Consider the following 20,442-nt stretch of genomic DNA (forward strand, 5'->3'; position numbering starts at 1 on the left):
CCTCTCTCCCTCTGGCGCGGGCGCCGAAGGGCGCACGCGTATGGTGACATGCCGTACCACAGGTTACGGCATCACAACAGGCCTATTTACCCCAGCGCAGCGCCAGGGGTTCGACCTCACGCGCAAGTTCCAGGAGCCCGGCGCGCGTGGCCGGGTGAAGCTGCTCCATCGGGTGGCGCACGCGGTCGCAGCCGATGACGCCGCCTTCCTGCATCACGGTCTTGGCGGCCCGCAGGCCGCATTGCCGGTTCTCGTAATTGACCAGCGGCAGCACACGCGCATAGGCCTTGGCGGCGTCTGCCCGGTTGCCGGCACGGTGATGGTCGAAGACGGGGCGCAGCAGATCCGGCAGGAGGGCGCTGGACATGGTCCCGGTGGCGCCGGCGTCCAGATCCGCCATCATGGTGATGGCTTCCTCGCCGTCGAAGGGGCCTTCGATCACCTCGCCGCCGGCTTCGATCAGCGCACGCAGCTTGGCGGCCGCCTGGGGCGTCTCGATCTTGAAGTAGCGCACGAGCGGCAGTTCACGCGCCATGCGCACCAGGAAGGGCACGGACAACGTCACGCCCGACAGCGGGGCATCCTGCACCATGACGGGGATGCCCGCAGCTTCCGACACGATCTGGAAGTGCTCGAAGATATGCTTCTCGTCGGCGCGCAGGGCCGCGCCGTGATAGGGCGGCATCATCATCAGGATGGCCGCGCCCTGCTCGGCCGCGCGACGGGCGCGCGCCGCGGCGATATCGCTGCTGAAATGACTGCAGGTGACCATGACGGGCACGCGGCCTGCCACATGCTCCAGGCACAGGCGCGTCAGCGTTTCGCGCTCATCGTCGGACAGTAGGAACTGCTCGGAATAATTGGCCAGGATGCAGATGCCGTCCACGCCCTGATCGATCATGCAGTCCATGATCCGGCGCTGGCCCTCCAGGTCCAGCGCGCCATCCTGCAGAAACGGTGTCGGCGCCACGGGGAACAACCCGGTAAAGGGCGTATGCGCGGTGGAACTCATGTCACGTGCCTCCCAGTCAAATCGCGAATCGTGCCGCTTGCGCAGCCGGCCCGCAGTTCACAACCCTGCTGACAGGGCTGTAAAGCGGGCCGGAGCGGAAGCAAAGCCAAAAAGTATGATTAATCGAGCATTTCCGCCGGAAGCGACTGGCCGAAGTATTTTTCGTAGATGCCGTTCAGCTTCCCATTGTGGAGATTGGTGCCGACCCACTCGTCCAGATAGGTCTTCAGCGCCTCGTCGTTCTTGCGCAGGCCAATGGCCATGGGATAGGCGGCAAGGTTCAGCTTCACCTCCATGTCGAGGCCAGGATTCTGCGCCGCCAGGGCCTGCGCCGTCGACAGCGCGGCGGCAAAGAGCGTCTGCTGGCCGGTGGCCACGGCGGTGGTGGCGGTGGCCTCGTCCTCGTAACGCACGACTTCGGCGTCGACGCCCGATTCCTTGATGGCGCGTGTCAGTTCGATATCGGCCGTGGTGCCGCGTGCGACAGCCACCTGCTGGCCCGCCAAGCCGCTGGCATCGGTGATGGTCTCGGAGGCCGGGCCGGCCACGACGACCGGGATGACGCCATAGGGGCGCGAATAGTCGATGACCTTCTTGCGCTCCTCGGTGATCGAGAAGGAGGCGATGACGACATCGACCCGGTTGGAGATCAGGAAGGGCACGCGGTTGGCGCCCGACACGGCAACGACCTCGAGCGCGACGCCCATATCGTCTGCCAGGAGCTTGGCGGTCTCGATGTCGGAGCCGGTCTGCTGCGCCGTTCCGTCCAGCATGCCGTAGGGCGGGTGGCCCAGATCCACGGCGACGACGATCCGCCCGCGCGACTTGATATCCGCCAGCGTATCGGCCTTTGCCGCGGCGGCCAGGCCGCCCAGCGTGACGCCGAGCGCCACGGCGCCGGCAACGAGCTTGTTCAACATGAGGTCTCTCTCCCTTTGGATTGGCCGGTGGCTTCCCGTGCGACCGGATGTGGATGGCGCCGGCCGCTCGGGCACGGCGCGCAATCTTGTGTGTGCGGGGTTTCCTAAAGGCCGTTGCCCAGGAACTGCCGCAGCTCCTCCGTCTGCGGATTGGCGAGCATGTCGCCCTTGCCCGTTTCCCAGACCCTGCCCTGGTGCATGAAGACGACGAGATCGGCCACCTGCCGCGCAAAGGCCATTTCATGCGTGACGAGCACCATCGTCATGCCTTCCGAGGCCAGGCGCGCGATGACGCGCAGCACCTCGCCCGTCAGCTCGGGATCGAGCGCCGAGGTGACCTCGTCGAAGAGCATGAGCTTCGGGCGCATGGCGAGAGAGCGGGCGATGGCCACGCGCTGCTGCTGGCCGCCCGATAATTGCTCGGGGTAGTTGTCGGCCTTTTCGGCCAGCCCGACCTCGGTCAACACCTCGGCGGCCAGCGCACGCACCGCCTCTCCCTTGATGCCGTTCACCTTGCGCGGCGCGAGCGTTACGTTTTCGGCGACCGTCAGGTGCGGGAACAGATTGTAGCTCTGGAAGACGATGCCGACATCCTTGCGCAGCGCGCGCAGATCGATCCCCTCCCCGTGCAGCGCGCGCCCGACCACCGTCAGCTCCCCACCATTGATCTTTTCCAGCCCGTTGATGCAGCGCAGCGCCGTGCTCTTGCCCGAGCCGCTGCGGCCGATCAGGGCAACCACCTGGCCGCGCTGCACGTCGAGCGTAATTCCCTTGAGGACTTCCAGCGAGCCGAAGCTCTTGCGCACATCCCGAAAGCGGACGAGCGGTTCGTTTCCGTCATGCATGGGCTGGACCTTCTGAGACAGGGTCGATGCGTTCATAAGCGTCAGGACCCGGCACGGTTGAGGCGGCGCTCGAAGCGGCGCGCATAGACCGAGAGCGGGTAGCAGACGGCGAAGTAGAGAAGCGCGGCGAAGGTGAAGACGACGAAGGGTTCGAGCGTCGCATTGTTCAGGATCTTGGCCGAATAGGTCAGGTCGAAGAAGCCGATCACCACCGAATAGGAGGTGTTCTTGACGATCTGGACCAGGAAGCCGACCGTCGGCGGCACTGCGATGCGCAGCGCCTGCGGCAGGATCACGTAGACGAAGCGCTGCGTTCCGGTCAAAGCCAGGCACTCCCCGGCCTCCCACTGGGTGCGGGGCACCGCCAGGATGCAGCCTTTCCAGATTTCGCCCAGATAGGCGCTGGAATAGAGCGTCATGGCGATGCCGGCGGAGACGAGCGCCGACAGGGAGTATCCGTAGATGCTGAGGCCGAAATAGACCACGAACATGATGACCGGCAGCGGGATGCCCTGGATGAGCTGGACATAGAGGCTCATGCCGCGTGACAGCCAGCGGTTGCGGGAACTGCGCCCCAGGGCGACGGGCAGGCCCACGATCGTGCCACCGACGAAGCCGAGCAGCGACAGGACGATGGTCCAGCCCGCGCCCTGGATCAGGAACCAGTATTGGGAAAAGGTCAGGCCGAGCAGCATGGAGCGCGCCTCGTTGGCAATGGGTGGCTCAAAGCGGGGTCTTCAGGCGGCGCAGCCGCGGGAAGGCGGCCTGCGCAACGCCGTGCAGCAGCAGGCGCAGGGCGGACGCCAGGACCAGGTAGATCACCGCGATGACGAGGTAGACCTCGAAGCCGCGGAAGGTGAAGGACTGGATCTGGTAGGCGACACCGGTCAGCTCGTTCGCGGAAATCTGCGACATGATGGAGGTTGCCAGCATCATCAGGATGAACTGGCTGACGAGCGCCGGGTAGACGCGCTCCACCGCCTGGGGAAGCTGCACGTTGAAGAACATCTGCCGGCGGGACATGGCCAGGCACGACGCCGCTTCCAGCTGGCCGCGCGGGATGGACTGGAAGCCGGCGCGCATGATCTCGGCCGTATAGGCGCCGACATTGATCACCAGCGCGATGACAGCCGCGTTGAAGGGACCGATCCGCGCGCCCAGCACCGCAAGGCCGAAGAACAGCCAGAAGACCTGGATCACCAGCGGCGTGTTGCGAATGCCTTCGACATAGATGGTCACGATGCGCTGGGCCATGGGCGGGCCATAGAGCCGCGCCACGGCTGCCGCGGTGCCGAGGGCGAAGCCGGGAACGATCGATACGAGCGTCATCCACGCCGTCTGCTGGATGCCGAGCCACAGATCGGGCCAGTAATCATTCAGGAACGTGAAGTCGAATTCATAAGACATAAGGCCTCCCCCACGCAAATGGACTTTGCGTGGCCCCTATTCTGCTGACCTGTTTTGAAGTGTGCGCGGCTCCGGCCCGGCCGGTCCCGCGCCTATGTCATTGCCGACATGGACACGCGCTTCATACCTCCCCGACTTCACTTGCAAGTTGCATGTGAATATTCTTGACTTTCAGACGGCTATCATAGAATGGTTATTGCGTGCAATGACCAATTTTGAATCAGGTGACGCGATGTCCGACACGCTCGACAAGGCAGCCCCGACGATCCTCTTGAATCCGAAGGACAATGTGATGGTTGCCCGCGAGGATCTCGCCGCGGGGCTGGGACTGGGCGGCGGCATCACCGCGCAGGACGCCATACCGAGCGGCCACAAGGTGGCGATCCGGCCGATCGCTGCCGGCGAGTCGATCCTGAAATATGGTCAGGTCATCGGCATTGCCTCGCGCGATATCCGCCCCGGCGAGCATGTCCACCTGCAGAACCTCGCCATGCAGGATTCCACCGCCTCGCACGAATTCTCGGCCGATGCGCGCCAGACGCCGCTCCTGCCGGAGGGTGAGCGGCGCAGCTTCCAGGGCTATCTGCGGCCGGACGGCCAGGTCGGCACGCGCAACTATATCGGCATCATTTCCTCGGTGAACTGCTCGGCCACCGTGTCGCGTGCCATTGCCGATCACTTCAACCGGGGTGGCGGGCTCGACGGCTTCGACAATGTCGACGGCGTCGTGGCCCTGACGCACGGCACCGGCTGCGCCATCAACATGAAGACCGAAGGTTACGAGTATCTGATCCGCACGCTGAGCGGCTATGCCCGCAACCCGAACTTCGGCGGCATCCTGATGATCGGCCTTGGATGCGAAACGAACCAGATCTCCTTCATCACCGACAAGTATGGGCTGGAAGAAGGCCCCTTCCTGCGCACGATGACGATCCAGCAGCTCGGCGGCACCCGCAAGACCGTCGAGACGGCATCGGCCATCATCCGCGACATGCTGCCGGCGGCGAACGCCATACAGCGCAGCACGCAGCCCTTGTCCAAGCTGAAGGTGGCGCTGCAATGCGGCGGATCCGATGGCTATTCCGGCATCTCGGCCAATCCCGCGCTCGGCCATGCCGCGGACCTGATCGTCCAGAATGGCGGCACGGCGGTGTTGAGCGAAACGCCGGAAATCTACGGCGCCGAGCATCTTCTGACCCGCCGGGCCGTCTCTCCCGCCGTCGCCCAGAAGCTGATGGACCGTATCGGCTGGTGGCGTGACTATACGGCGCGCCACGGCGCCGAACTCAACAACAATCCCTCGCACGGGAACAAGGCCGGCGGGCTGACGACGATCCTGGAAAAGTCCCTCGGCGCCGTCGCCAAGGGCGGCACCATGCCGCTCGAAGCCGTCTACGAATATGCGGAGATCATCGACCGCACCGGCTTCGTCTTCATGGACACGCCGGGATACGACCCCGTGGCGGTGACGGGCCAGGTGGCCGGGGGCTGCCAGGTCATCGTCTTCACCACCGGCCGCGGTTCGGTGTCCGGCTTCAAGCCGGCGCCCTGCATCAAGGTTGCGACCAACAACCAGATGTATGAGCACATGAGCGACGACATGGACGTCAATTGCGGTGGCATCGTCACCGGCGAGGATACGATCGAAGCAGCGGGCGAACGCATCTTCGAAACGATCGTCGCGGTCGCGTCCGGCCAGAAGCCGCTCAGCGAGGTCTATGACTATGGCGACAACGAGTTCGTCCCCTGGCAGCTCGGCGCGGTGACCTGACGCCGATGAGCGAGGCCATGCCGTTGGCGAGCGACGCGCGCGAGCCCGCCTATGTCCGCATCTGCCGGACAGTGCGCGCCAGCATCGAGCGCGGCATGCTGCCCCCCGGCACGGTGCTCCTGGAAGGGCCGTTGGCGGAGTTGTTCAATTCCAGCCGCTCGCCCGTCAAGCAGGCGCTCGCCACATTGGAAGCGGAGGGGCTGCTCAGCCGCTTCGCCGGGCGCGGGCTGATGGTGGGCGAGGCCGAAAGGCCCCTGCGGATGGAGCTGACCTCCGACCATCTCGCGCTCGACGGCGCGGAGCTGCAGGACGAGCGCCCCAACACGGCCGACCGCTATTATTACGAGGTCGAGCGCGAAATCCTGAAGCGCTCCCTCTTCGGCCGGTTCCGGGTCAACGAGCTGGCGCTGGCACGCCACTTCAATGTCGGGCGGACCGTCGCGCGGGATATCCTCATCAAGGCGCAGCTTGCCGGGATCGTCTCCAAGGGAGAGAAGGCCCATTGGTGGATCGTGCCCCTGGACGAGGAGCGGCTGCGCAACCTGTACCAGCTGCGCGAGATCATCGAGCCTGCGGCGTTGATGGGCGCGGCGCCGCATCTGCCGCGCTCGGTCATTGCGCAGACGCGCCGGCACCTGGAGCGTGCCGCGACCCGTTTTCCCGATCTGAGCATCGCCGAACTCGACCAGCTCGAGCACGATCTGCATGCGCGGTGCCTCGGCTACTGCCCGAACCGCGAATTGATCGAGGCCTTGGGGCGCAGCCGCGCGTCGATCATCTCGGGCAAGCATATGCAAAGCATCCTGATGCTGACGCCGAGCACCGATGCCTTCCTGGACGAACATCTGGCGGTGGTCGCCGCGCTGGACGAGCAGCGCCCGGACGCGGCATCCGAAGCGCTCTTGCGCCATCTGGTCATCTCGCGCGAGAAGGGCGTACAGCGTCTGGCCGAATTTCACCGGCGCTTTACCGCGGAGGCGGTGGATTACATCATGGACTGAAGCGGTCCATGGCATGGGAGGGGACATGAACAGTATCGATCTGACCGGACGCGTCGCCATCGTCACCGGCGGTGCCCGGGGCCTCGGCGCGGCAACGGCGCGCCGCTTCATCGACAGCGGGGCGCGGGTCTCCATCTGGGATATCGACGCGGATCTGATCGCGCAGACGGTCGGGGAGCTGGGCGCAGGCGCGCGCGGGCAGGTCGTGGAGCTGACCGACGAAGCGGCGGTGGCCAGGGCGGCGGCGGAGCTGGTGGCGGCGGAAGGCCGTATCGACATCCTCGTCAACAATGCGGGCATCACCGGCGGCAACGGCAAGCTCTGGGACCTTCAGCCCGACGTGTGGCGCAGTGTGCTCGAGGTCAACCTCATCGCCCCGTATCTGACCTGCCGTGCCGTCGTGCCGGGCATGCTGGCGCAGGGCTATGGGCGCATCGTCAATATCGCCTCCATCGCCGGCAAGGAAGGCAACCCCAACGCCTCCCACTATTCCGCCTCGAAGGCGGGGCTGATCGGTCTGACGAAATCTCTTGCCAAGGAAGTGGCCGGCACCGGCATCATCGTCAACGCCGTCACGCCCGCTGCGGCGCGCACGCCGATCTTCGATCAGATGAGCCAGGAACATATCGACTACATGCTGGCGAAGATTCCGCTGAACCGCTTCCTGGAGCCGCACGAAGCAGCGGCCATGATCGCCTGGCTGGCATCGGAGGAATGCTCCTTCTCCACCGGAGCGGTCTTCGACCTGTCCGGCGGACGCGCCGTCTACTGAGCGCTCCTGGCCGCAACAAAATTGCGCGCCGCCCGGTGCCGACATGCCGGAATTGCTCATGGGCAGGCACGGCGGCGGACGGGCTTCCTTGTCACGCGGCCGCAAATCACGGACACTATGATGCATCTGGACGAGGATACATCTGACATGGCCGAGTGGGACGAACGGACGGACGCCGAGCGCGAGCGCCCCCAGCGGATGGGTGAACTGGCCACCCTCCCCGTCTTCTTCGACCTGTCCGGCAAGCCCGTCATCATGGCCGGCGGTTCCGACGGCGCCGCCTGGAAGGCGGAGCTCCTGGCCGCTGCCGGCGCGCATGTGCGGCTGCATGCGCCGCTGGGCGAGCTGACCGCCGAGATGCGCGCCGTGCTGGGCGTGCGGTTCAACAGTGGCACCATCACCCATGTGGATCGGCACTGGGCCGCCGGGGACTTCATCGGCGCGGCGCTCGCCGTCGCCGATTGCGAGACGGACGAAGAGGCCGCACGCTTCCACGCGGCGGCCCGGCAGGCCGGCATCCCCGTCAACGTCATCGACAAGCCGGCTTTCTGCCAGTTCCGCTTCGGCACGATCGTGAATCGCTCGCCCGTCGTGGTGGGCATTTCCACCGACGGCGCCGCGCCGATTCTCGGACAGTCGATCCGCCGCCGCATCGAAACGCTGCTGCCGCCGTCCCTGACGGGATGGGCCCGGCTTGCGGCCCGGCTGCGTGCCGACGTCATGGAACGGCTGCTGCCAGGGCCGCAGCGGCGCAGCTTCTGGGAGCGTTTTTCCGACAATGCCTTCACGGGCAAGAGCCCGGACGAGGGCGATGAAGCCGCCGCATTGCGGCTCGTATCGCAACTGGCAAACGCGCCGGAAAGCGGCGGCCGTGTCACGCTGGTCGGCGCCGGCCCCGGCGAAGCGGAGCTTCTGACGCTGAAAGCCGTGCGCGCCCTGCAGGCGGCCGACGTGATCCTGTTCGACGATCTCGTCTCCGACGATATACTGGAACTCGCCCGGCGAGAGGCCCGGCGCATGCTGGTCGGCAAGCGCGCCTCGCGCGATAGCTGCCGCCAGGAAGACATCAACCGCATGATGATCCAGTTCGCCCGGGCGGGCAAACATGTGGTCCGGCTGAAGAGCGGCGATGTGTCGATCTTCGGCCGCGCCGGCGAAGAGATCGAGGAGCTGCGCGCCGAGGGCATTCCCGTGCGGATCGTGCCCGGCATCACGGCTGCATCGGCCCTGGCGGCGGGCTTCGGCGTCTCCCTCACCCATCGTGACTGCGCGCAGCAGGTCCGCTTCGTGACCGGCCATTCGCGCAAGGGCGGGCTGCCGCAGGATCTCGACTGGCCGGCGCTCGCCGACGATAAGGCCACCACGATCTTCTATATGGGCGGGCGCATGTCCGGCCAGATCGCCGAGCGGCTGATCGCCGAAGGCCTGCCGGCCGCAACGCCCGTCGCGGTGGCGGCCAATCTGTCCCGCGCGGACGAGACCCGCGCCGTCGGCCGGCTCGACGAACTCGGCGACATCGTCGCCCGGGTCGGGGTCGACCGGCCGCTGCTGATCGGCGTCGGCCGAGTCTTCTCCGCCTGCGAGGCCAATGTCGGCCATGGCTATGCGCCCACGGCCATGTCGCGCCTGCCGGCCCGCGTCGCCTGACGGGTCAGACGTAGTCGGTCGGGTCCTTCTGACGGTAGCCGTAAGCGGCCTTCAACGCATCGAGCACGTCCGCCGCCGCGCGCGCCACCGGCGTTCCCGGCGGGAAGATGGCGGCGGCCCCGGCCTGCCGCAGCGGTTCCTCGTCGCTCGGCGGTATGACGCCGCCCACCACCACCAATATGTCCGGGCGTCCCAGCCGCCGCAGGGCGGCCTTGAGCTCGGGCACCAGGGTCAGATGGCCGGCAGCCAGGGATGAAACCCCGACCACATGGACATCGGCGCCGGCCGCCTGTTCGGCAACCTCGTCAGGCGTGGCGAAGAGCGGGCCAATGGTGACGTCGAAGCCCAGATCCCCGAAGGCGGAGGCAATGACCTTCTGCCCCCGGTCGTGCCCATCCTGGCCCATCTTGGCCACCAGGATGCGCGGGGCGCAGCCTTCGAGGTCGCGGAAATCGTCCACCAAAGCGCGTGTGCGCAGGGTCGCGTCGTCCGGCGCGCCGAATTCACGCTGGTAGACGCCCTGGTTGACGCGGATCTCCGCCCGGTGGCGGCCCCATGCCGTTTCCAGCGCTGCGGAAATTTCGCCGACGGTCGCCTTGGCGCGGGCCGCTTCGACTGCTGCCGCCAGAAGGTTGCCCTTTCCGTCCCGCGCGAAGGCCGTGAGGCGGTCCAGCGCCTGGCGCAGCGCCGCTTCGTCACGCTCGGCCCGTAGCTGCGCCAGCTTGGCGAGCTGGCGTTCGCGCACGGCGGAATTGTCGACCTTCAGGACGTCGATGGCCTGCTCGTCGCGGGCCACATGGCGGTTGACGCCGACCACGGTCTGCAGGCCGGAATCGATGCGCGCCTGCGTGCGTGCGGCGGCTTCCTCGATGCGCAGCTTCGGAACGCCGGTGCCGATGGCCTTTGCCATGCCGCCGAGGGCTTCCACTTCGTCGATATGGGCGCGGGCACGCTCCGCCAGTTCGTGCGTCAGCCGCTCGACATAATAGGACCCGCCCCAGGGATCGATGATCCGGGTTGTCCCGCTTTCTGCCTGCAGGAGGAGCTGGGTGTTGCGGGCGATCCGTGCCGAGAAATCGGTGGGCAGGGCCAGAGCCTCGTCGAGCGAGTTGGTGTGCAGGGACTGGGTGTGCCCCTGCGTCGCCGCCATGGCCTCGACCATGGTCCGGGTGACGTTGTTGTAAACGTCCTGCGCGGTGAGCGACCATCCGCTCGTCTGGCAATGAGCCCGGAGCGCCAGCGACTTTTCGCTCTTCGGATGAAAGCGGGCGACGCGTTCGCTCCACAGGAGCCGGCCGGCGCGCAGCTTGGCCACCTCCATGAAAAAGTTCATCCCCACCGCCCAGAAGAAGGACAGGCGCGGGGCAAAGGCATCGATGGCAAGGCCCGCATCCACGCCGGCGCGGATATATTCCAGCCCGTCGGCCAGCGTATAGGCCAGTTCCAGATCCGCCGTCGCCCCGGCTTCCTGCATGTGATAGCCGGAGATCGAGATGGAGTTGAAGCGCGGCATGTGCTGCGAGGTATAGGCGAAGATGTCGGAGATGATCCGCATCGACCCCTCCGGGGGGTAGATATAGGTGTTGCGGACCATGAACTCCTTCAGGATGTCGTTCTGGATCGTCCCGGACAGGCGTTCCGGCGCAACGCCCTGTTCCTCCCCCGCCACGATGTAGAGCGCCAGTATCGGCAGGACGGCGCCGTTCATGGTCATGGATACGCTCATCTTGTCGAGCGGGATGCCGTCGAAGAGCGTGCGCATATCCAGGATGGAATCGATCGCCACCCCTGCCATGCCGACATCGCCCGCCACGCGCGGATGGTCGCTGTCATAGCCGCGGTGTGTCGCCAGGTCGAAGGCGATGGACAGGCCCTTCTGGCCGGCCGCCAGATTGCGCCGGTAGAAGGCGTTGGATTCTTCCGCGGTCGAAAAGCCGGCATATTGCCGGATGGTCCAGGGCTGGTTCACATACATGGTCGGGTATGGCCCGCGCAGGAACGGCACCATTCCGGGAAAGCTGTCCAGCGCCGGCAGCCCCGCCCGGTCGTCCGGCCCGTAGACGGGGCGCACGGCGATGCCCTCCGGCGTCTGCCATTCCTGGCCGCCGCCTGGCGCCGGCAGGATGGGCCGCCCGCGTGGCTGGCGGGAAAAATCGGGAATGCGGCTCATACGGGGTCCTGCTCCTCGAACGGCGCTGCGTCCCGCAGGGCCATCAGCGGGTCCGTGCCGGGCTCTCGCGGCCGGGCAAGCGGCGCGCCGCGCTCGGACGCATCGGGATACAGCGTCACGCCCAGAATGGCTTTTGCACCGGCGGCGATTTGCGCCTGGCGCTGCGCATGGGCCTGCGCCAGCCGTTCGGCCCATCTTCCGTCCGACACCATCGCCCGGATACCGCCTTCTGCCTCGATGTCCTGAAACAGGCTCCAGGCGCGATCGGCAAGCTGAGCGGTCATGGCCTCGAAGGCGCCGGCCCCTGCGGCCGGGTCGGCAACGGCGCAGACATGGGATTCCTCGATCAGAATGACGCTCTGGTTGCGGGCAATGCGGCGCGCAAAGGCATCCGGCAGGCCGAGCGCCAGGGTGTGCGGCAGGATGGTCAACCTGTCCGCGCCGCCGATGGCCGACCCAAAACCGGCCAGCGCGTTGCGCAGCATGTTGGTAGCTGCGTCCTTGCGCGCTTGCATGCGGAAGGAGGTCTGCGCCCACAGTTCCACGGGCTCGGCATCCATGCCGATGGCAAGCGCGATATCGGCCCAGAGAAGCCGCGCCGCCCGGAACTTCGAAATGGTCAGGAACAGATCGGCATCGGCGGAAAGTTCCAGTGCAAGGCGCTCGCGCGCCGCTTCCGGCGACAGGCCGGCCGCGTCCATGGCGCGCAGTCCGGCCACGGCCGACGACAGGACGGCCGCCAGTTCCAGCGCACCATCGGCACCCCGGTCGTGATGCGGACACCCGGACGCTGTAACGAGCGTTCCCGGCAGACCACTGGCCAGCAGTGCGCCCATCTCGGCCGTGCTAAGGCGGGCGGGATCGGCCGCGATGGAGATGGTCGACAGCGCGGCAGGCAGGCGCGCGGCGCTTAAGTGCGCCGCAAGCCCTTCCAGCATCTCCGGCACGGCGCCGGGCGCCGGCTCGATGCGCAACCGCTGCCGGTCGAGGTCGATGCCGCGCAGGACGGCGGCCATATCGCCCGTCCGAACCCCGAATCCATGGGCGCCGTCCGAGCCCTCCAGGCACAGGGTCAGGATGTCGGCCCCGCCTTGCAGGTCTTCGGCCGCCTGGCGGGCAGCGCTGTCGGGGAGCGGATCGTCGATTCGCTGCACGATCGCAAATGGACGGTCCGGCTGCGCGCGCACGGCGCGCGACGCGGCTTCCGGCGGCACCGGATACAGGGGTTCCAGCGTCAGCCCTTCCGGTGTAACCGAACGGAGCGTTGAGAAATCCTGGTCACCCAGGACCTTCGCAACGCGGCCAAGCCATTCCTGCGCGCTCAATCGGCTTCTCCTCCCGCCCGAACAGGGCATGTCCCGCAACTTTAAGGCAGGCGGGCGCGCAAGCCAATCGGCCCTGCGGCGGCTGCGCCATCCCTTCAGCGGACGGGCACGATACCGATGATGGACGCGCATCCTCCGCCTGGACTATGCAGGGTGTAGAAGTTGGCATGGGAAGGGCGCAGCGGCGATGCAGGATCAGGAAGCCAATGAGGCCGTCGTCATCGGTGCCGGCGTGGTGGGGCTGTCCGTCGCCATCGCCCTGCAGTCCGAGGGGCGCACCGTCACCGTCCTGGACAAGGCCGGCGTGGCGCAGGGTGCGAGCGCCGGAAATGCCGGCATGCTCGCCTTTTCCGAGATCATGCCCCATGCCTCCCCCGGCATCATGCGCCAGGCCCCGCGCTGGCTGGCAGACCCCCTGGGCCCGCTTTCCATTCGCCCGGCCTATGCCGTGAAGATCCTGCCCTTCCTGGCGCGGTTTTCGGCGGCGAGCCGTCCTGCGATATACCGGCGGATCCTGGCGGCACAGGCCTCCTTCATGCCGATGGCCGAAGAGGCCTTCGACAGGCTCGTCTCTTCGGCCGCGCTTGCCCGCCATGTCCAGACCACCGGAACGTTAAGCCTTTACGATACGCAGGCCTCCTTCGCGGCCAGCGCGGCCGAGTGGGAGATCCGGCGACAGGCCGGCATTTCCTTCCAGGAGATCGCGGGCGCGGAGATCGACGCATTGCAACCCGGCCTCGCGCCGCAATTGCGGGGGCTTGCACGCTATGTCCCGGGCGGCCGGCAGGTGGTCGATCCCAGGCTCTATACGCAGGCTCTGGCGGCCCATTTCGAGGCGCGCGGCGGCAAGCTGGAAAGGGCTGAGGTCCTGAAGGTCGAAGCGATGGAACGCGGCGCCAGGCTGATCCTGCCCGGCGGGCGCCAGCGCAAGGCCGCGACGGTCGTCCTGTGCGCCGGCGCCTGGTCGAAGACCCTTGCGGCCTGGCTAGGCGACCGGATTCCACTGGAAACAGAGCGGGGGTACAACACCACGCTCGCCCCGGGCGCCTTCGACCTGCGACGGCAGATCTATTTCCCCGATCATGGGTTCGTGGCGACGCCTGTCGGCGGTGGAGTGCGCATCGGCGGCGCGGTGGAACTGGGTGGGCTTGCCCTTCCCCCGAACTATCGCCGTGCCGATGCCATGCTGGCCAAGGCGGCGCGCTTCCTGCCCGGGCTTAACACGAACGGCGGAACGCAGTGGATGGGCTTCCGGCCGTCCATGCCAGACACGCTCGCGGTGATCGGCCCCGCCTCCGCGAGCCGGGACATCGTCTATGCCTTCGGCCATGGCCATCTCGGCCTCACGCAATCGGCCGGCACGGGCCGGCTTATCGCGGATCTGCTTGCCGGACGGCAGGCGCCGATCGACATGGCGCCCTTTGCGCCGGCGCGCTTCCGCTAGAGGAAGCGCGCCTTGGCCGCGCCTAGAACACGGCGAGGTAGCGCAGCAGCGAGATGATCCCGATGATGATGACGACAGCCTGCACGATCTGCTTGATGCGGCCATCCAGCGGCAGTTGCTGAACGAGCCACAGAACCAGGATGACCACCAGGAAGGTGATCAGAATGCTGATGAGAATGCTCATCGGGCGTACTCCTCCGCCGCCCCTCGGACGGCTCAAACGCGATCCCCTGTCCGGGGGACCCTCACGACCCGATCACATTTAGGAGGCGGGACCCCGACGGCGAGAGGCACAGGCGCGTAAAGCGTGCGGCGCCGGGAACGTATCGCGGCCGCGGAGGATTGTAGACGCGGGCGCCGACAACTCCAGGGAGGACGGGATGAAGATCCGTCTCGCATTACTGGTTGCCGCCGGGCTGGCCCTTTCGCCGTCCATCGCCACCGCCGATTGCCATGACAAGAGCGCTGAGGGCGCCAACACGATCTCCAAGGACGGGACGGTCGCCCCGCTTCAGGATGCCGAAGGCGAAGCACAGACGGGCGGCGCGGCCGAGGGCACCACGACCAATATGGAAACCGCCGAACAAGGCGCCATCGCCAAGGATGGCTCGACCATGCCGATGGCCGCCTCGCCGGGTGGGGGCGATGCCCAGAAGGCAACCTCACCCCAGGATGTCGCCGCGCAGCAGGAGGGCGGCGATACCGCCATGGCGAGCGCGGACAAGGCCTGCGCCAACTGAACGTTCGAGCGGGGGACCAGCCCCCGCTCCACGCCTGCCACGCGGTCAGTTCGCCGGCATCAGCACCGTATCGATGATGTGCACCACGCCATTGGCCTGGAGCACGTCGGCCTGCGTCACGGTTGCGACATTGCCCTTGGCATCGGTGACGGTGATGTTGTCACCGGACATGGCCAGCGTCAGCGGCTCGCCTTCCACGGTGGTCACGGTGTGCTTGCCGCCATCGTCCTTGATCATCTGCGCCGCGGCCTGCGACGTCGCCCGGGCCGGAACGACGTGGTAGGTCAGGATCTTGGTCAGCATTTCCTTGTTTTCCGGCTTCACCAGGGTCTCGACGGTGCCGGCCGGAAGCTTCTCGAAGGCAGCATTGTCGGGTGCGAAGACCGTGAAGGGGCCTGGGCCGCCGAGCGTCTCGACAAGGCCGGCCGCCTTGACCGCCGCCACCAGCGTCGTCAGGTTCGAGGCCTTGGGGGCGTTTTCGGCAATGGTCCGGTTGGCATACATGGGCGCACCGCCGACCTCGACGCTTGCGCCGCTGTCCTGGGCCATGGACATATTGTCGTTCATAGGCGCCGAGCTTCCATTGTCGGACGCGGCCAGGGCCGGCGTCGCGATCAGCGTGGCGAGGGTCAGTGCAATGATCGTCTTCATGGTTTCTCTCCGTGATTTGCCTTGCGGGGCCCAGATACGGAACAGGTTGGATGTCGGATGCACCTTGGATTGCGATTTTTTGCAGAGCGCTCCCTCGTAAGGTGGCTATGCGGCGCTAGCTCCGGCTTGAAACCATAGGGAGAGCCGCCGGCATGGCGCAGAACGAGGCCCCGGACGATGTGCAGCGTGCAGCGCTCCAGGCCGCCCTGGTAAACACCGGCAAGGGGGACCGCGCCGCATTCGCAGCGCTCTATCGCATGACCAGCGCGAAACTGTTTGGTATCTGCATCCGTATCCTCCCCTCGCGACAGGATGCGGAGGAAGTCTTGCAGGAGGTCTTTATCGGAATCTGGGACAAGGCCCGTCAATACGACCCCCATCGCGCGGGTGCCATGGCGTGGCTCTGCACGGTCGCGCGCAACCGGGCGATCGACCGGCTGCGTTCGGTGCGCGGGCGTGGTCGGGAAGCGGACCTCGACACCGTTGCCGAGCGGATCGCCGACGAAGGACCCGATGCCTTTTCACAGTTGGCCTTCGGCCAGGATCTGCACCGCTTGAATGCCTGCCTGTCCCAGCTGGAGGAACGTTCCGCCTGGGCAATCCGCACGGCGTTCCTGTCGGGCGTCACGCATGAACAGCTTGCAATACGCAGTGGAATGCCGGCCGGCACGTTGAAAAGCATCATACGACGCGGTCTCCTGCGCCTGCGGAGGTGTATGGAACCATGAGCGAGCCAGTGGAACACGATCCGGACGACGCACTGGCGGCGGAATACGCCCTCGGCACGCTGGAGCATGACGCCCGCGAACGGGTGCGACTGCGGGTGGCGAGCGATCCCGCCTTCGCCGCACGTGTATCGCAATGGGAAGCGACGCTCGCCCCGCTTTTTGCCTATGCAGCACCGGTCGAGCCGCCGCGCGGGGCCTGGCAGCGTATTGCCGCCGCCACGTTTGCCAGGCGTCCGCCCGGCTTCGTGCCCGCCTTCTGGAAATGGCTGGCGCTCGGAACGGGGTCGCTCGCAGCGGCCAGCCTGGCCGCGCTCGTCTTCGTGGCGCGGATGGAACCCCCGCCGACGGTCATCGCCAACAATGCGCTCGTCGCCGGTCAGGACGGCCAGGCGCTGCTGATCGTTTCCATAGCGCCCGATGGGCAGAGCGCCATGGTCACGCCGGTCGGCCTCCCGCGGGACAGCCAGCGCAGCCTGGAGCTGTGGCAGATCGCCACCGACGGCGTGCCGCATTCGCTCGGCCTCGTGGCGACCGGTCACACAACGCGAATTCGCCTTGCCAGTCCGATGGTGCAAAGCTCCGACGATGGCAACATCTTCGCCGTTTCATCCGAGCCGGAAGGCGGCTCACCGACTGGCCAGCCCACGGGCCCGGTGATCGGCCAAGGCCATGCACGGCCTATCTGACCAAGGCAATATGCTTGGCCTGCCACCCTTCGCCCGGCAGGCGCAGGCCTTGAAACCGAATGTATGAACGCCAGATTAACACGTACATCGCGGCCTTCCTTGGCCTTATTGGGGAGGTGAAGCTCATGGAGTACGATGTTTTCAAGACGCCGTTGAAAGTGTTCCTCGGCATAGGCGTTGCGCGGGACATCCATACGGTGACCCAGGCTTATGCCTGGTTGCACAACTGCCGGACCGCCATGCGGCGCGAGGCGCATGTAAATGCTCTGCAGGCCTGCAAGGCCGCTTTCTCCCGGCAGCTCAGCGCGGAGGCCGCCCGTCGGCCGATCGAACGCTTTGCGGATGAAACCGGACTGCTTGTCCCCACGCTGGATGAGGCGGTCATCGCTTCGACAGCCTCGGCGGCACGGCGCTTGCCAGCCTGAACCCCTCGAAAGGCCGCTCATGGTGAGCGGCCTTTTCGTATGTGGGTTGTGCTTACGATCCTTTCGTGCTGCCAACCGCGGCGACAACGGTTGGAAATGCGCTCCTGTGCCATAAATCGTTCAGACGAACGTATCTCTACTGCTCGGAATTGATCTCATGTCGAACATCAGGAACTGGAAGCCAGCCAGCCAGACGTCGTCAACGCCCGAGAAACCCCGTGCCGCCAACGAGAATGGTATGGGAAGCGCGGGCGTCGAGGGCAAGACGCTGATGCCGACGGCGGATCGTCCCTCCGCCTGGCTGGATGGCGACACGGCGAAAAAGTCGTCCGCTTCCGCCCCGCAAAAGACATCCGGCCAAACAGGTCGAAGCAAGTCGGCAACGGTTACCTATCTCGTCCTCGGCATTGCGGTGGCGGCAATTCTCTATTTTCTGTCGGCGCCTTTGATGCAGATGTTCGGGGCATCCGGCGTGGTCGGCGTCGACTAACTCAAGGTCGCGAAGATGGCGGCCTTGCAGCGCGATGGTGTCACTCTTCACGTGGAGGAGGTGCCGGGCAATGCGCCTCCCCTCCTCCTGGTCCACGGCTGGTGCTGCGACCTGAGCTTCCTTGCCCCGCAGGCCCGGCACTTTGCCAGGCTTGGCCACCGCGTCGTTTCCGTAGATCTGCGCGGGCACGGGGCAAGCGATGCTCCCGGGCAATCCTATGAACATGTCTTTGCCGATGATCTCGCCTGGATCTGCGCCCGGCTGCACATCGACAAGCCGATCGTGGTCGGCCATTCCATGGGCGGCATCGTCGCCTACGACCTTGCCAAGCGCCATGCCGACGTGCCACGCGCAATCGTGATGCTGGATTCTGCCGTGGCGCTGCCCGATGCGGTTCGCGCAAAGGTGGGGCCCTTTCTGGCAGCGCTGCGCGGCCCACACTACCGGGACACGCTGTCACGCTTCGTCGAGGACAGTCTTTTCCTGCCCACGGACAATGCGGAGCGCCGCCGCGCCATCATCGCGCGTATGAATGCGACCCCGCAGCATGTCATGGTGGCAGCCTATGAGGCGCTGGCAACCTTCGATCTGGCAGAGGGCAAGACCGGGCCATCGGTACCATGCCTCTACATCCAGGCCGACGAGGCGACCCCGCGATCCGATCTCGGCCGCCTCCTTGCCACCGCGCCACAGACGATGATCGGCCGGGTGGTCGGAGCGGGGCACTTCTGCCAGCTCGAAGTGCCCGACCAGGTGAACGCCATGATCGAGCGCTTCATCGCGCTCCTGCCGGCAGCAGGGGCGCCGCCCCGCAGCAGCCGACCTGAAACGTGAAAAGGCCCCGCATTCTTGCGAATGCAGGGCCTTATCTCATGCGCCGTGCGTCAAGCGGTGGCGGTCAGAAGGAGTGAGCGGTTCGCCAGTACATCCGTGGTCGGCCGCTGATCTCACAAAACCTCATCTACCGCGACAAGCGCGTGCGACAATCGGCTCAGCCGACGGTCGAGATGTTCTCGGCAGCCATCTTGCCGCTGCGGCGGTCGGCGACCAGCTCGTAGGTGACCTTTTGGCCATCGGCCAGGCCGGACAGACCCGAACGCTCGATCGCGCTGATGTGCACGAAAGCGTCCTGACCGCCGTCATCCGGAGAAATGAAGCCAAAGCCCTTTTGAGCATTGAAGAATTTTACGGTTCCCGAGATCATGGGACACCCTTTCGAAGTCAAGTTCAAGCCAGCACGCGATCATCGCACGCCGTTGTAGATCGATATTTGCGGAAAGATTGTAACTAGACGCTGCTTTCGCAGCGAAAGGCCATGCATCCGGCCGTCATTCGACAAAGCCAATATGCATCATCCGCACACAGGATACAAGGCAAGCGGTACAATTATTCTCGTGCCCCGTCACGCATCGCCCTTTTCGTCAGTCGATGCGCTCATAAGAAATGACATAGGCGCCAAGGGCCGTGCCGCCCTGCTCGGCCTCCCAGGCTTCCATCGCGTCGTTGAGGTGAGCATTCGGATTTTCGTCTTCCGCCCACGCATCTTCCACCATGTGAACGATATCGCCATCCTTGCGAATGAAAATCCTGTATCCGACGATTGCCACCGCGCTCTCCCGTACATCACAGGGCTAGGTGCGGCGCGCGCGCCAGCTTTCAATGAAGCATGGCAAAGATTGCGGTGAATGGCCCCGCCAAGCGCAAACGGGCGCCTGCGCCGGGGTACGAGATAACGGGAGCGGTCGGGCAATGACGACGGGCGGCGATAGCGCATGCATAGACACTGCGGATGCACTCGAGGCCCTGTACGGCCCCGTGGCGCCGACATCCATCCTCAAGGAGGTGGATCACATCCATCCGCTGTATCGCCCGTTCATCGAGGCCGCGCCTTTCGCAGTGCTGGCCACCGCCGGCCCCAATGGGCTGGACGCTTCCCCGCGTGGAGACCCGGCGGGGTTCGTCACGATCGAGGATGACAGGACGCTCGTCCTGCCCGACCGACGCGGCAACAACCGGATCGACAGCTTGCGCAACATCATCGCGGATCCGCGCGTCGCCCTTCTGTTCCTGATCCCCGGCATCGGCGAGACGCTTCGGGTCAACGGAACGGGGCGCATTCATGCCGGGCCGGATGATCTGGCCCGCTACGAAGTGGACGGGCGGGTGCCGAAGACGCTCCTGCGCATCCATGTCACGTCCGTCTTCTTCCAGTGCAGCCGCGCCATCATCCGATCCGGGCTGTGGACGCAGGCGGCGCATGTGACGCACGATCGCCTTCCGAGCCCGGGCACCATCCTGCGGGCCGTATCCGACCAGTCCTTCGATGGAGAGGCTTACGACGCCGCCCTGCCCCGCCGCCTGGCCGACACGCTCTACTGAACGGCGTGGCGGCTCCGCTACCCCATGCG

General features: G+C 66.1%; 23 protein-coding genes. 12 read left to right on the forward strand and 11 right to left on the reverse strand.

The window, feature by feature from the left end; genetic code table 11:
• Positions 1–82: 82 nt before the first annotated feature.
• From AUL30_RS03455 to AUL30_RS03475, 5 genes are all read right to left on the reverse strand, one after another.
• Entirely contained in the window at positions 83–1,012 is a 930-nt protein-coding gene (locus tag AUL30_RS03455; RefSeq protein WP_062226404.1) for a dihydrodipicolinate synthase family protein, read from the reverse strand.
• 119 nt (positions 1,013–1,131) lie between these two features.
• On the reverse strand, positions 1,132–1,932 hold the full coding sequence (locus tag AUL30_RS03460; protein ID WP_062226405.1) for a transporter substrate-binding domain-containing protein: 801 nt from the start codon (positions 1,930–1,932) through the stop codon (positions 1,132–1,134).
• A gap of 104 nt (positions 1,933–2,036) precedes the next feature.
• Positions 2,037–2,777, reverse strand: a complete 741-nt coding sequence (locus tag AUL30_RS03465) for an amino acid ABC transporter ATP-binding protein (protein WP_083507657.1) — start codon at positions 2,775–2,777, stop codon at positions 2,037–2,039.
• Between the two features lie 41 nt (positions 2,778–2,818).
• The gene (locus AUL30_RS03470; RefSeq protein ID WP_157069873.1) at positions 2,819–3,469 is read right to left on the reverse strand and encodes an amino acid ABC transporter permease; all 651 of its coding nucleotides are present in this window, start codon (positions 3,467–3,469) and stop codon (positions 2,819–2,821) included.
• Between the two features lie 31 nt (positions 3,470–3,500).
• A complete protein-coding gene (locus AUL30_RS03475) occupies positions 3,501–4,184 on the reverse strand; it encodes an amino acid ABC transporter permease (RefSeq protein ID WP_062226408.1) in 684 nt (227 codons plus the stop codon).
• A gap of 232 nt (positions 4,185–4,416) precedes the next feature.
• On the opposite strand from AUL30_RS03475, the gene AUL30_RS03480 reads away from it, so the two are divergent.
• The 4 genes from AUL30_RS03480 to cysG all read left to right on the forward strand — a co-directional run bounded on the left by AUL30_RS03480 (position 4,417) and on the right by cysG (position 9,375).
• The gene (locus tag AUL30_RS03480) at positions 4,417–5,955 is read left to right on the forward strand and encodes a UxaA family hydrolase (RefSeq protein ID WP_062226409.1); all 1,539 of its coding nucleotides are present in this window, start codon (positions 4,417–4,419) and stop codon (positions 5,953–5,955) included.
• A gap of 5 nt (positions 5,956–5,960) precedes the next feature.
• On the forward strand, positions 5,961–6,956 hold the full coding sequence (locus AUL30_RS03485) for a GntR family transcriptional regulator (RefSeq protein WP_202814470.1): 996 nt from the start codon (positions 5,961–5,963) through the stop codon (positions 6,954–6,956).
• Positions 6,957–6,981: 25 nt separating this feature from the next.
• Positions 6,982–7,728, forward strand: coding sequence for an SDR family NAD(P)-dependent oxidoreductase (locus tag AUL30_RS03490; RefSeq protein ID WP_062226411.1), 747 nt, complete (start codon positions 6,982–6,984; stop codon positions 7,726–7,728).
• A gap of 198 nt (positions 7,729–7,926) precedes the next feature.
• Positions 7,927–9,375 (forward strand): siroheme synthase CysG, encoded by a 1,449-nt coding sequence (gene cysG / locus AUL30_RS03495; protein WP_062226539.1) that lies wholly within the window; start codon positions 7,927–7,929, stop codon positions 9,373–9,375.
• Between the two features lie 4 nt (positions 9,376–9,379).
• On the opposite strand, the gene scpA is transcribed toward cysG, so the two are convergent.
• Both scpA and AUL30_RS03505 read right to left on the reverse strand, forming a co-directional pair.
• Entirely contained in the window at positions 9,380–11,545 is a 2,166-nt protein-coding gene (scpA, locus tag AUL30_RS03500; RefSeq protein WP_062226412.1) for a methylmalonyl-CoA mutase, read from the reverse strand.
• A complete protein-coding gene (locus AUL30_RS03505; protein WP_062226413.1) occupies positions 11,542–12,870 on the reverse strand; it encodes a methylmalonyl-CoA mutase family protein in 1,329 nt (442 codons plus the stop codon). The genes scpA and AUL30_RS03505 overlap by 4 nt, the downstream gene beginning before the upstream one ends.
• A 187-nt stretch (positions 12,871–13,057) precedes the next feature.
• Here AUL30_RS03505 and AUL30_RS03510 point away from each other — a divergent pair, with 187 nt between their 5' ends.
• The gene (locus AUL30_RS03510; RefSeq protein ID WP_062226414.1) at positions 13,058–14,314 is read left to right on the forward strand and encodes an NAD(P)/FAD-dependent oxidoreductase; all 1,257 of its coding nucleotides are present in this window, start codon (positions 13,058–13,060) and stop codon (positions 14,312–14,314) included.
• Between the two features lie 22 nt (positions 14,315–14,336).
• Here AUL30_RS03510 and AUL30_RS19635 read toward each other — a convergent pair whose 3' ends face one another.
• Positions 14,337–14,498: a Thivi_2564 family membrane protein gene (locus AUL30_RS19635; RefSeq protein ID WP_157069842.1), complete on the reverse strand. Its 162-nt coding sequence runs from the start codon at positions 14,496–14,498 to the stop codon at positions 14,337–14,339.
• 196 nt (positions 14,499–14,694) lie between these two features.
• On the opposite strand from AUL30_RS19635, the gene AUL30_RS03515 reads away from it, so the two are divergent.
• Complete coding sequence (locus AUL30_RS03515; protein WP_062226415.1) at positions 14,695–15,054, forward strand: hypothetical protein; 360 nt, start codon at positions 14,695–14,697, stop codon at positions 15,052–15,054.
• 45 nt (positions 15,055–15,099) lie between these two features.
• On the opposite strand, the gene AUL30_RS03520 is transcribed toward AUL30_RS03515, so the two are convergent.
• Positions 15,100–15,705, reverse strand: coding sequence for a fasciclin domain-containing protein (locus AUL30_RS03520; RefSeq protein ID WP_062226416.1), 606 nt, complete (start codon positions 15,703–15,705; stop codon positions 15,100–15,102).
• 152 nt (positions 15,706–15,857) lie between these two features.
• Here AUL30_RS03520 and AUL30_RS03525 point away from each other — a divergent pair, with 152 nt between their 5' ends.
• The 5 genes from AUL30_RS03525 to AUL30_RS03545 all read left to right on the forward strand — a co-directional run bounded on the left by AUL30_RS03525 (position 15,858) and on the right by AUL30_RS03545 (position 18,868).
• Positions 15,858–16,433 (forward strand): sigma-70 family RNA polymerase sigma factor, encoded by a 576-nt coding sequence (locus tag AUL30_RS03525; protein ID WP_062226417.1) that lies wholly within the window; start codon positions 15,858–15,860, stop codon positions 16,431–16,433.
• A complete protein-coding gene (locus AUL30_RS03530) occupies positions 16,430–17,119 on the forward strand; it encodes an anti-sigma factor (RefSeq protein ID WP_062226418.1) in 690 nt (229 codons plus the stop codon). The genes AUL30_RS03525 and AUL30_RS03530 overlap by 4 nt, the downstream gene beginning before the upstream one ends.
• 59 nt (positions 17,120–17,178) lie before the next feature.
• Positions 17,179–17,544 (forward strand): DUF982 domain-containing protein, encoded by a 366-nt coding sequence (locus AUL30_RS03535; protein WP_062226419.1) that lies wholly within the window; start codon positions 17,179–17,181, stop codon positions 17,542–17,544.
• A gap of 157 nt (positions 17,545–17,701) precedes the next feature.
• Positions 17,702–18,034: a hypothetical protein gene (locus tag AUL30_RS03540; protein WP_157069843.1), complete on the forward strand. Its 333-nt coding sequence runs from the start codon at positions 17,702–17,704 to the stop codon at positions 18,032–18,034.
• Between the two features lie 15 nt (positions 18,035–18,049).
• Positions 18,050–18,868, forward strand: coding sequence for an alpha/beta fold hydrolase (locus tag AUL30_RS03545; RefSeq protein WP_062226421.1), 819 nt, complete (start codon positions 18,050–18,052; stop codon positions 18,866–18,868).
• A gap of 157 nt (positions 18,869–19,025) precedes the next feature.
• Here AUL30_RS03545 and AUL30_RS03550 read toward each other — a convergent pair whose 3' ends face one another.
• Complete coding sequence (locus AUL30_RS03550) at positions 19,026–19,238, reverse strand: cold-shock protein (protein ID WP_062226422.1); 213 nt, start codon at positions 19,236–19,238, stop codon at positions 19,026–19,028.
• Positions 19,239–19,455: 217 nt separating this feature from the next.
• Positions 19,456–19,641, reverse strand: a complete 186-nt coding sequence (locus tag AUL30_RS03555; protein WP_062226423.1) for a hypothetical protein — start codon at positions 19,639–19,641, stop codon at positions 19,456–19,458.
• A 142-nt stretch (positions 19,642–19,783) separates the two neighbouring features.
• Between AUL30_RS03555 and AUL30_RS03560 the strand changes: the two genes are divergently transcribed.
• Positions 19,784–20,413 carry a pyridoxamine 5'-phosphate oxidase family protein gene (locus AUL30_RS03560; RefSeq protein WP_062226424.1) on the forward strand — a complete coding sequence of 210 codons (630 nt, stop codon included), beginning with the start codon at positions 19,784–19,786 and terminating at the stop codon, positions 20,411–20,413.
• The last annotated feature ends 29 nt before the right edge of the window (positions 20,414–20,442 follow it).

It is taken from the genome of Aureimonas frigidaquae (genome assembly GCF_001463905.1).
Taxonomy (GTDB): Bacteria; Pseudomonadota; Alphaproteobacteria; order Rhizobiales; family Rhizobiaceae; genus Aureimonas; species Aureimonas frigidaquae.

Bases quoted from the DNA above. Each gene is read 5' to 3' on its own strand.
- AUL30_RS03540 (WP_157069843.1), top strand. From the start codon at position 17,702: ATGTCGAACATCAGGAACTGGAAGCCAGCCAGCCAGACGTCGTCAACG.
- scpA (WP_062226412.1), bottom strand. From the start codon at position 11,545: ATGAGCCGCATTCCCGATTTTTCCCGCCAGCCACGCGGGCGGCCCATC.
- AUL30_RS03515 (WP_062226415.1), top strand. From the start codon at position 14,695: ATGAAGATCCGTCTCGCATTACTGGTTGCCGCCGGGCTGGCCCTTTCG.
- AUL30_RS03525 (WP_062226417.1), top strand. From the start codon at position 15,858: ATGGCGCAGAACGAGGCCCCGGACGATGTGCAGCGTGCAGCGCTCCAG.
- AUL30_RS03560 (WP_062226424.1), top strand. From the start codon at position 19,784: ATGACGACGGGCGGCGATAGCGCATGCATAGACACTGCGGATGCACTC.
- AUL30_RS03545 (WP_062226421.1), top strand. From the start codon at position 18,050: ATGGCGGCCTTGCAGCGCGATGGTGTCACTCTTCACGTGGAGGAGGTG.
- AUL30_RS03465 (WP_083507657.1), bottom strand. From the start codon at position 2,777: ATGCATGACGGAAACGAACCGCTCGTCCGCTTTCGGGATGTGCGCAAG.
- AUL30_RS03520 (WP_062226416.1), bottom strand. From the start codon at position 15,705: ATGAAGACGATCATTGCACTGACCCTCGCCACGCTGATCGCGACGCCG.
- AUL30_RS03475 (WP_062226408.1), bottom strand. From the start codon at position 4,184: ATGTCTTATGAATTCGACTTCACGTTCCTGAATGATTACTGGCCCGAT.
- AUL30_RS03485 (WP_202814470.1), top strand. From the start codon at position 5,961: ATGAGCGAGGCCATGCCGTTGGCGAGCGACGCGCGCGAGCCCGCCTAT.
- AUL30_RS19635 (WP_157069842.1), bottom strand. From the start codon at position 14,498: ATGAGCATTCTCATCAGCATTCTGATCACCTTCCTGGTGGTCATCCTG.
- AUL30_RS03535 (WP_062226419.1), top strand. From the start codon at position 17,179: ATGTATGAACGCCAGATTAACACGTACATCGCGGCCTTCCTTGGCCTT.
- AUL30_RS03510 (WP_062226414.1), top strand. From the start codon at position 13,058: ATGCAGGATCAGGAAGCCAATGAGGCCGTCGTCATCGGTGCCGGCGTG.
- AUL30_RS03550 (WP_062226422.1), bottom strand. From the start codon at position 19,238: ATGATCTCGGGAACCGTAAAATTCTTCAATGCTCAAAAGGGCTTTGGC.
- AUL30_RS03455 (WP_062226404.1), bottom strand. From the start codon at position 1,012: ATGAGTTCCACCGCGCATACGCCCTTTACCGGGTTGTTCCCCGTGGCG.
- AUL30_RS03480 (WP_062226409.1), top strand. From the start codon at position 4,417: ATGTCCGACACGCTCGACAAGGCAGCCCCGACGATCCTCTTGAATCCG.
- cysG (WP_062226539.1), top strand. From the start codon at position 7,927: ATGGGTGAACTGGCCACCCTCCCCGTCTTCTTCGACCTGTCCGGCAAG.
- AUL30_RS03460 (WP_062226405.1), bottom strand. From the start codon at position 1,932: ATGTTGAACAAGCTCGTTGCCGGCGCCGTGGCGCTCGGCGTCACGCTG.
- AUL30_RS03490 (WP_062226411.1), top strand. From the start codon at position 6,982: ATGAACAGTATCGATCTGACCGGACGCGTCGCCATCGTCACCGGCGGT.
- AUL30_RS03530 (WP_062226418.1), top strand. From the start codon at position 16,430: ATGAGCGAGCCAGTGGAACACGATCCGGACGACGCACTGGCGGCGGAA.